9 protein-coding genes and 1 pseudogene are annotated in these 8,563 nt (G+C 64.1%); 4 read left to right on the top strand and 6 right to left on the bottom strand.

Going from position 1 to position 8,563, the window contains the following annotated elements; translation table 11 throughout:
• Positions 1–469 (bottom strand): annotated as a pseudogene (locus A2J03_RS05750) (glycogen debranching protein GlgX); the annotation flags it as partial.
• Positions 470–541: 72 nt separating this feature from the next.
• Between A2J03_RS05750 and A2J03_RS05745 the strand changes: the two are divergent.
• A complete protein-coding gene (locus tag A2J03_RS05745; RefSeq protein WP_068370625.1) occupies positions 542–736 on the top strand; it encodes a hypothetical protein in 195 nt (64 codons plus the stop codon).
• Between the two features lie 5 nt (positions 737–741).
• Here the strand turns inward: A2J03_RS05745 and A2J03_RS05740 are convergent, their stop codons facing one another.
• From A2J03_RS05740 to A2J03_RS05725, 4 genes are all read right to left on the bottom strand, one after another.
• The gene (locus tag A2J03_RS05740; RefSeq protein ID WP_068370624.1) at positions 742–1,224 is read right to left on the bottom strand and encodes a GNAT family N-acetyltransferase; all 483 of its coding nucleotides are present in this window, start codon (positions 1,222–1,224) and stop codon (positions 742–744) included.
• A gap of 70 nt (positions 1,225–1,294) precedes the next feature.
• Positions 1,295–2,119: a glycosyltransferase family 2 protein gene (locus tag A2J03_RS05735; RefSeq protein ID WP_068370622.1), complete on the bottom strand. Its 825-nt coding sequence runs from the start codon at positions 2,117–2,119 to the stop codon at positions 1,295–1,297.
• Positions 2,116–3,114, bottom strand: a complete 999-nt coding sequence (locus tag A2J03_RS05730; protein WP_068370620.1) for a glycosyltransferase — start codon at positions 3,112–3,114, stop codon at positions 2,116–2,118. The genes A2J03_RS05735 and A2J03_RS05730 overlap by 4 nt, the downstream gene beginning before the upstream one ends.
• Positions 3,115–3,148: 34 nt before the next feature.
• On the bottom strand, positions 3,149–4,228 hold the full coding sequence (locus tag A2J03_RS05725) for a hypothetical protein (RefSeq protein ID WP_068370630.1): 1,080 nt from the start codon (positions 4,226–4,228) through the stop codon (positions 3,149–3,151).
• A 92-nt stretch (positions 4,229–4,320) separates the two neighbouring features.
• Here A2J03_RS05725 and A2J03_RS05720 point away from each other — a divergent pair, with 92 nt between their 5' ends.
• The 3 genes from A2J03_RS05720 to A2J03_RS05710 are packed head-to-tail and all read left to right on the top strand — an operon-like array spanning position 4,321 to position 7,678.
• Positions 4,321–5,292 carry a WcbI family polysaccharide biosynthesis putative acetyltransferase gene (locus A2J03_RS05720; protein WP_068370628.1) on the top strand — a complete coding sequence of 324 codons (972 nt, stop codon included), beginning with the start codon at positions 4,321–4,323 and terminating at the stop codon, positions 5,290–5,292.
• Complete coding sequence (locus A2J03_RS05715) at positions 5,289–6,299, top strand: hypothetical protein (RefSeq protein WP_068370617.1); 1,011 nt, start codon at positions 5,289–5,291, stop codon at positions 6,297–6,299. Before A2J03_RS05720 ends, A2J03_RS05715 begins: the two co-directional genes overlap by 4 nt.
• Positions 6,296–7,678: a glycosyltransferase gene (locus A2J03_RS05710; RefSeq protein WP_068370626.1), complete on the top strand. Its 1,383-nt coding sequence runs from the start codon at positions 6,296–6,298 to the stop codon at positions 7,676–7,678. Before A2J03_RS05715 ends, A2J03_RS05710 begins: the two co-directional genes overlap by 4 nt.
• 60 nt (positions 7,679–7,738) lie before the next feature.
• Here A2J03_RS05710 and A2J03_RS05705 read toward each other — a convergent pair.
• On the bottom strand, positions 7,739–8,563 hold an 825-nt coding region (locus tag A2J03_RS05705), incomplete at its 5' end, for an HNH endonuclease signature motif containing protein (protein ID WP_231912387.1).

Raw genomic sequence — 8,563 nt, 5'->3', positions numbered from 1 at the left:
CGACGCTCTGGTCCAGGGGAGTTCGCGGCGGTGCGTCCGTACCCCAGTCGAACTCGGAGACGGCAACGACCGACAGCATCATCGACGATGCCGAATCGGCGTCGTTCATCGTCTCCGGCTCCTCGTGGTAGTGCGAGAACACCGATTCGTTCCAGTCCACGGAGCCTGCGATCGCGCGTGCGTACGGATCGAGCAGAAGCTTGTTCGCGTTGTGACGCAGCCCCTCTGCCGGATCCCACGGTCCATCCACTCGCAGCCCGTACTTGCTACCGTTCGACAGACCATCGACGAAACCATGGAAGACGTGCCCGGTTCGGTGACTCAACACGGTCGCGGCCACCTCGTCACCGTTGTCGTCGACGACCACGACAGTGATGGAGTCGGCGGTCTCCGAATAGACGGCGACGTCGGCCTTGCCGTCGGACCGTAGGGAAACCCCAAGGGGATAAGGGGTGCTCGCGTGGATCATTGCTGCTCAGTACCCCACGGGGAGGTAGGTAAACACGTTTGGATGTGCCCCTCCGACGGGTACGGCTTCAGTATGGCTGATTACAGAGTTCTGAACCCGACCGGCGACGTCGTCGCAACCAAAGACATCGAGAGCGCCGAAGACGCGTATGCATGGTTCATCGACGAGAAAGCGGACAACAGCGAGTTGGGGTGGAGATTGGAGGTCGACCACGACGGCGAGTGGGCCTTCGTGGACGACACCGAGGGTAATTCGGCAAGTAAGTAGTTCGGCTACCGCTGGTTTCGGAGCAACGGAACCAGCGGTACTCCGTTGTCGATCTGCTCTTCGCCGGACTGCACGAAACCGTGGCGGGTGTACATCTCGACGAGATAGCTCGGCGAATCGATTCGGCACGGCGCTTCGCCGACATCCGCCAGGGCGGCCTGAAGCAACCTCGTCGTGTGGCCGTAGCCGCGATCGGTGCGGCGCGTGCACAGATGGCCCAGCCGATACTGACGCATGCCGACTTCTGTCTCTTCCAACAGCCGTACCGTTCCGATAACTGCGCCCTCGCGTTCGACCCAGAAGTGCCTCGTACGCGGAAGCAGATCGTATCCGTCGAGCTCCGGATAGAACCAGGCCTGCTCTACTACGAATACTTCCACCCTGAGCTTCAGCAGTGCGTAGAGACGATCCGTATCCAGATCTGGTGCCCACGCCCTGGTGAGCGTCGGTGGCCGGTTCGCAACGGAACTGGTGTGAGATGTTGGCATCGTCGAACTTTCCTCGTTGTTCTTCCGTATGTGTAGTCGGTCGTGTACCCCGCAGGGTGAGACTTACCCGTCAACCGATGCGACGTATCTCTCCCGAGTCATTTCGCTCGATCAACCCACGACGTTCGAATTCGTCGAGCCAGCCCGTCATGGGCCACCTGTTCCAACGTCGGTGGAACAAAGCCGAATTCCGGATGATGTCGTCGAGGCGCTCGACGGGAGGTGACGACACGGGGTGGTACTGGTGGTACGCATGTGCGCCGCCGACCCATAGTAGTGCGACGTCCGCGGCCTGTGCGGTGGCGGCGAAGTCGGTGTCCTCACCGCCGTACCCCGTGTAGTCCTCCTCGAATCCGCCGGTCACCTGCCAGGTGCTCGGTGTCGATGCGAAGGACAGGGACCAGAACAGGTCGTAGTCGGTGCCGACGAGTACCGCGCCCGGCGGCGGGTTCGGACGCGCCGGGTGCGGATCGGTGGCAACAAGCAGAGCGTCGGCCGACCACCCGGCCGGGTTCGGCGGCAAGTATGTGACGGGCCCGCACAGAAGGCTTCGGTCGCCCTTGGCCTCGTCCGCGGCTGCGGCGTAGCGCGCGAGCATATCGACGCCGGGGATGCAGTCGACGTCGAGGAAGACGATGAGATCGGCGCAGTGCCCCATCGCAGTACGTGCGCCGAGATTGCGGGCGGACGCGAGCGGCAGCCGAGGGCCCGAGGTGTCCATCCGAATGACCGTGGCGTCGCTGCCCGCGGCACGGACGACATCGGTGATGTCTTCGTCTCCCATCGACACCACGATGTGCTCCGACGGAGATATCGACGAGCGTCGAAGTCCGTGCATTTGGGCGGTCAGATGCTCGTGCCGGCCCGAGACCACGGTGACCACTGCGATCTTCACCGGGCGGACCTATCGTCGACGACGGTGCTGAGTATTCCCGCTGCTCGCGCGGCGGCGCCCGGTTGACGCAGGTTGTTCCACGCGGCGGAATCGAGAGCCCGTGCGCGCGTCAGTACGCTCGTCCACGTGCCGGGATCCGGCCATCCGTCGGCCAACACGGCAGCGCCTGCCGTCTCGAGTGCCTTCGCAGTCGCGCTCTGTTCGCCGTGCGGGCGTTCCTGCGGGATCACGATCGTCGGCACCCGGGCGCACGCGCAGTCGGCTATCGCATTCTGCCCGGCATGCGTGACGACGACGGTTGCCGAACACAATGTCGGCCACACGTCGTCTACCCACGATTGATCGTCGATACCCGCTGGCACCCACTGGTATTCCGGATTTGCGGAGGCAGCATCGGTGACATCGGACGTGCTCAATGCTGTTCCACCCGCTCCGCCGAGGACGACAACGGTGGGATCGGTCGACGTCGACTCTCGTGGGCGCCCGTCGAATCGGCTGATCGCGCCGACGTAGCTCGTCTTGGCGGCGTAGGGGTGCAGCCATTCCGGGTCGTAGAAGGACTGCGACCACGGCGCAATGATCTTCGTCGCGGCCCGATAGGCAAGCTCGTGGGGCTCGTCGGTACGGTCGCCTGGCATCGCCATGACCACGACGTCGACCCCGAGTAGTCGGACGAACAGCGCGACCTCGATCGACACGTCCACGACGAACAGGGTCGGCCTCTCTCGCGCAACCCATTCGGCGATGACGGCCATCCGGTCCGTGAGTCCGCGCACCCCCGTCGGTGCCCAGTGTGCGATGCCCCCTGCCGTCGGATCGAGAGAATCGACGGCGGTGTCATCCATATCGAGCGGAAGCACAATCCACTCGATGTCGCTGTGTGCGGGGCGTTGTCGCGAGGACAACACAGTGAGCGGTTCAGCGAGGCAGTGAGCAATCGATGTCGCCCGTGTCACGTGTCCGGACCCGTGATGGTGAGCGTAGTACCCGATCATGCGACACCACCGATCGACACGGAGTCGCGCTCTGTCATCTGCTCGCTCCGGTCATGCCGAATCCACGTGCGCCAGCGCGCGCGTAGATGTGCTCGTGCGCCTGTGCTATGTCCTCCCGCTCACGTTCCCTTGCTTCGCGGGTAGCGGCAGCGGTGTCGAACCGCGCGGCGTGCGCCTCACGCAGCGACGTGGACAAGCTCACTGCATCGAATCGGTCGATACCGAAACCGAATGTGTGGCAGGGGCGTTGCTCGGAGAAGTAACCGCAGTCAGGAACGACTGCGGCGGTCCCCAGATCATGGCACGCCTCCAGCCAGCCGGAATGGGTCCCGAATCGGTACGGCAGCACGGACACATCGATCTCGGTCAAGTATTGCCACAGTTCTGCGTCGGTGAATCGGGGGTGAACTCGTACTGCGACGCCGGGTACGGATCGGTAGTGCTTCAACACGCGCTCGATGCGGATGCTGTCCGGCCCGTCTGTCGCGAGGACGTCCTGGTCGATGTCGATGCGGACGGTGGCGTCCGGCAGTTCCGCGATCGTGTTCACGACGGTGTCGAGCACCGCCAGAGGATCGAGATTGGGTCGAAGGCTCTTCATGTGTACGCCCACGACGAAGGTCGGCGAGCCATCTCGTGGTCGGCCGATCAGATGTAGCGGCGCAACATGCGGATGTGGCAGAACCGTCGCACGACGGTCCCACCTCACGGCGATTTCGTGTGCGGCACCTGGGGTGAGTGTGATGAGTTCGTCGGCTGCGGCGACCAGCACGTCGAGGTGAGCGGTGTGCACGGTGTTGTCGACGAAGTGCGGATTGTGCAGGTCGTGCACAGTGAAGACCAGTGGCTTGTCCGCGCTGTCCAGCACTCGCACGACGTCCTCCAGACGTTCGACGCTCATGGCGTCGAATCCGAAGTGCAGGTGCAGCACGTCGAACCGGTCGATGTGCTCGCTCAACCACTCGGGATCGAGCCATCGCGGTGGCCACCACCGCTCGGTGCCGTCTGCGCCGGGCGGTACCGGATCCGGCACGCGCACGACACCGCGGCTCCCTCCGACGGGATCGAGGTGCGCAACATAGGCATGGGAGGTGGGCACCGAGGCGACAGTCATCGAGTCGGGATTGAACAAACGAGGTTCCTTTGCGGCAGATCGGATATACGGGGTGTGGCGGACCCGGCCCGGCTGCTCGAGAGGGAGTGTCTTTGCAGACAACCGAATACTACAGCGAACGTCGACCGGTCGCGGATGGCGAGATCGACGGTCGAACACGGCACTATGGCGAGTTCTACGGAATCGATGAGCCCGCCGACGACCGTCCGGTGCTTCTGGTCTGGGGAAACTGCCAGGCCGAGGCACTGCGAATTGTGCTGTCCAGCGCACCTGACCTGCCGTATCGGACTCTTCGTGTACCTCCGGTCCACGAGCTGACCAGAGCGGACATGCGCTTCGTCGAGCATGCAGTCGACTCGGCAGCGGTGTTCGTCTCGCAACCCGTTCGATCGGGGTATCGCGGGTTGCCGATAGGGACCGCCGACATGCTCGGACGGCCCCGGTCACCCCAGAAGCACATCGTGTGGCCGGTGATCCGTTACGGCGGTCTCTATCCCTTTCAGGTCATCGTGCGGCACCCGTCGGATCCGTCCGCGGTGCCTCCCGGTGTGCCCTATCACGATCTCCGAACTGTGATCGGTGTCGTCGAGGCCCGAACCGACTTCGACCAATGGGATGTGGACGTGGCGCCGGAGCGGGTGCGCGCGGCTGCCGAGTGGAGCGTGGAACAACTAGGTATGCGCGAACGCCGCGACTGTGATGTCGGGATCTCGGATGTGCTTCTCGGACTCGGCGACAAGGCCGCGCACACGATCAACCACCCGGGCAACGAGGTACTGCGCGAGCTCGGTAGTCGCATTCTCGGGGCACTGGGGTGCGCCGATCCGGTTCGTCCGCAGCGGGAACTGCTCGGCAACATTCGGGCGCCGCTGGAGGCTCAGGTGATCGATGCGTTGAAGCTCGACGCGCGAGTACGTGAGGCGTGGTGCGTGGACGGCGAATCGGTAAGCCCGAGATCCGTCCATGACGTTCAGACTCGTTGGTATGCAGAGCATCCCGAGTTCGTCGGTGCGGCGCTGGCGCGGTATGGAGAACTGATCGACATATTGGGTCTGTCGTCGTGAAATCGGATACCGGCCATCTCGTCATCGGGCCGGACACTCATGGTGTCGTCCGATGCGCCATCTCGGTTCGAAAGGCCCTGGAGGACATAGGCGAGCAGCACCCGTTGGCCCGGTTGGACAATCCTGATGCTGACATTCCGACCGATGTGCAGCAATGCGGGTTGGTCCACATTCACGTGACCGACAGGCTGTTCGGACGAACCCCTGCTGCCGCCGCGCACGCATTGCGCGCGACGATTCGGCGACTGCGCAGTCCCACCTCCGTTACGCTGCACGACATTCCGCAGCCATCCGACGGACCAGCCATGCGCTCTCGCGTCGAGTTCTATCGGGAAGCAGCGTCCTGCGCTGTCGGGATAGTCGTGTCGAGCAGCCACGAAGCGACGTTGTTGGCCGACAACGTCGACGCGAATTTGAAGCCGGAGATCGTTCCGCTCATGATCGAGCGGTACCCCGTCGCTCGCCCCGCGCCCACCGCCCAGCGCACTGTCGGCGTCCTCGGATTTCTCTATCCGGGCAAAGGGCATATCGAAACGCTCGATGCGCTGCGCGATCTTCCTCCCGCGGTGGGGTTCGTTGCACTGGGGACGCCGTCGCCCGGTCACGAGGACCTGGTGGACGAACTTCACGCAGCTGCGGCAGGTTCGGGAAGGGCCTGCGAGGTGACGGGGTTTCTCGACGACGCGGAACTGCGCACCAGGGCGGCACGGGTGACGGTGCCCGTCGCCTACCACCGCCATATGTCGGCCTCTGGATCTATCAACTCGTGGATCTCTCTCGGGCGAAAGCCGCTCGTTCCTCGGACGCCGTATACGGAGGAGCTCGATGAGAGATCTCCCGGCATGGTCCAACTGCACGACAACGACGAGCGAGCGCTGCGAACCGCGATCGCCCATGCCGTCGCGAACCCGTCGAGTACATGGCTCGATTCCTCGACCATCCCGTCGCCGTCACCGGCCGATGTCGCGCTTGCCTACGCGGAACTGCTTCGGACATGGTCTCGATGAGCCCGCGTCCAGTGCAATTGAACGACGGGCGATCGCTCGTGCCGGACAATCGCTGGGACCTGATGGTCGATCCTGTCGAGACTCCGTCGGTAAGCGTGGTCATCCCGTATTATCAGCAACCGCAGCAACTTTCGCTTGTGTTGGAAGCGCTGACTGCGCAGACATACCCGTCCATGAAGATGGATGTGGTCGTCGCTGACGATGGTTCGGCTGAACGCCCGCCGGTGGACCGGTGGACGTCACGGCTCGACATCTCGTTGGTCCGGCAGGACGACGAAGGGTTTCGAGCTGCGGCTGCGCGGAATCTCGGTGCCGACGCGTCGAAGGGCTCGATCCTATGCTTCCTCGACGCGGACACGGTGCCCGGTCCCGACTACGTGCGTCAGGCCGTACGACTGCCGGCGTCGATTCCCGATGCGGTCGTTGTCGGCCGTCGAAAGCACGCGAATCTGGCTGCAGTAGAGCCTGATTCGTTGGCTTCATGGATGGCTGATGCGTCTGCGTGGGCAGACTCGAACGACGGTGAACCGCAGTGGCTGATCGAAGGCTACGAGCGTACGGAGAACCTGTTGCGACCAGGATGGGACGGGTACAAGTACATCCTGAGCGCCGTCCTGACGTGCAGTCTTGAATTGTTCGATGCGGTAGGAGGTTTCGATCCCTCCTTCGTCCACTATGGGGGCGAGGACTGGGAGTTCGCCAATCGGGCATTCATGATGGGAGCGGTTTTTGCCCATGAACCGGCAGCGCTCGCCTGGCACGACGGTCCTGACTGGGCCGAGCGCGAGGTCGCGGACCGGACGAGTCAGAAGAACGGCGAGGCGCTGGCGCTGGCACCGCTGATCACCGATCCCGCCGCCCGCATATCTGGCTTGCACTACCGCATCCCCGACACCGTGGTCCTGATCTCGACACTGGGCCAGACCCCGGCCTCGTTGTTGGCGACGGTGGCGTCCGTGCTTCGTGGATCCGACTGTGCAGTGTGGCTCGTCGGTGACGACGCGCCAGCCCTCCACGCCGCGTTGGGGGTCTGGGATTGCCGGGTGCGCACAGGATTTCCCGATGGCGAGATACTCTCGCGGTGCCGTTTCGTTGTCGAAGTGTCAGGTCGTGTGTTGTTCTCGGACGAGTCGCTGTCACTTCTCGCGGCGGAGTTGGGTCCAGGCCGGGCAGGGGAGGTCGCCGTGGATTTCGCTCGATCGGACACTGCCTCGTTGGTGATGTCGGCGTCGAGGGCTGTGCACCGGTCGAGGCGATGGTTCGCGAGGACGGGGATGAACGAGCGAGACCTACGACGCGTGCTGTTCGGTGTCCGACGGATGAGCCGTTCCGAGGCTGCACTGACGGTCGCGACCTCGGAACCCTGGCTGTCCTGGTAATTCCCACCAGCTGTTCGAAACGGTAGTCCGGTGCGATGGGCGCTCGGCTCTTGTGTGCGGTCATAGTTCGGGTGGGCTGAAGTAGTTGTTGCCGTGTGGGTCGGTGGTGCGGATGACGTCGTCGGGGAGTCGTTCGGTGGTCCAGTGTTTGCTGGTTTTGAGGTTGTGGTGGGTGCGGCAGAAGGGGCCGAGGTTGGTGGCGATGGTCCAGCCTCCGTGTTCGGGGTTGTGGTGGTCGAATTCGACGATGTGGTCGAGGTCGCAGCGGGTCGAGGGGACGGTGCAGCCGGGGTGTCGGCAGGTGGGGTGGTGGGTGCGGACCCAGTGGGCCAGGGCTGCGTTGGGGGTGTAGCGCAGCGCTCCGGGTGGTGGGGTGTGGTGTCCTCCGTGTCCGTCGGGGTATTCGGCGTGGCTGTGGGTGGGGTCGTCGGCGACGAGGGCGCGGTAGTGCTCGGCAAGGAGTCCCGCTGTCAGCCGCGGGAGGGTGTCGGGTTCGGTGGGTGCGTTGGTGCCTGTGGGTGTGTTGGTGTCGGGTGCGGTGGGTGGGTCGGGGAGGTGTCCGGCGGGCAGGGTGGTGGTGCGTCCGAGGATGAGGTCGGGTGTGTCGCTGACGGGTTCGGGTCCGACCATCCGCGCGAGGGTATCGGGGTCGTAGATCATTTCTGAGTCTGAGTCTGAGTCTGTGCTTGTGCTTGTGCTTGTGCCTGTGCCTGTGCCTGAGTCCGGGTCTGGGGTGTCGGTGTCTGGGGTGCGATCGTCGGGATTCTCGGTGTCGGGGTCGTCGGGGTTGTTGGGGTCGTCGGGGTTGTTGGGATTCGGGTTGTCGGTGTGGTTGTCGAGTGCGGTGCGGCGGCGGTCGTCTGCTCGTTGTTCGGCGTTCGGGGG

The sequence above is a fragment of the Rhodococcus sp. EPR-157 genome, assembly GCF_001647195.1.
GTDB lineage: Bacteria > Actinomycetota > Actinomycetes > Mycobacteriales > Mycobacteriaceae > Rhodococcoides.
The sequence above is the reverse complement of the archived record's forward strand: the minus strand, read 5'-3'. Positions and strand labels throughout refer to the sequence as shown.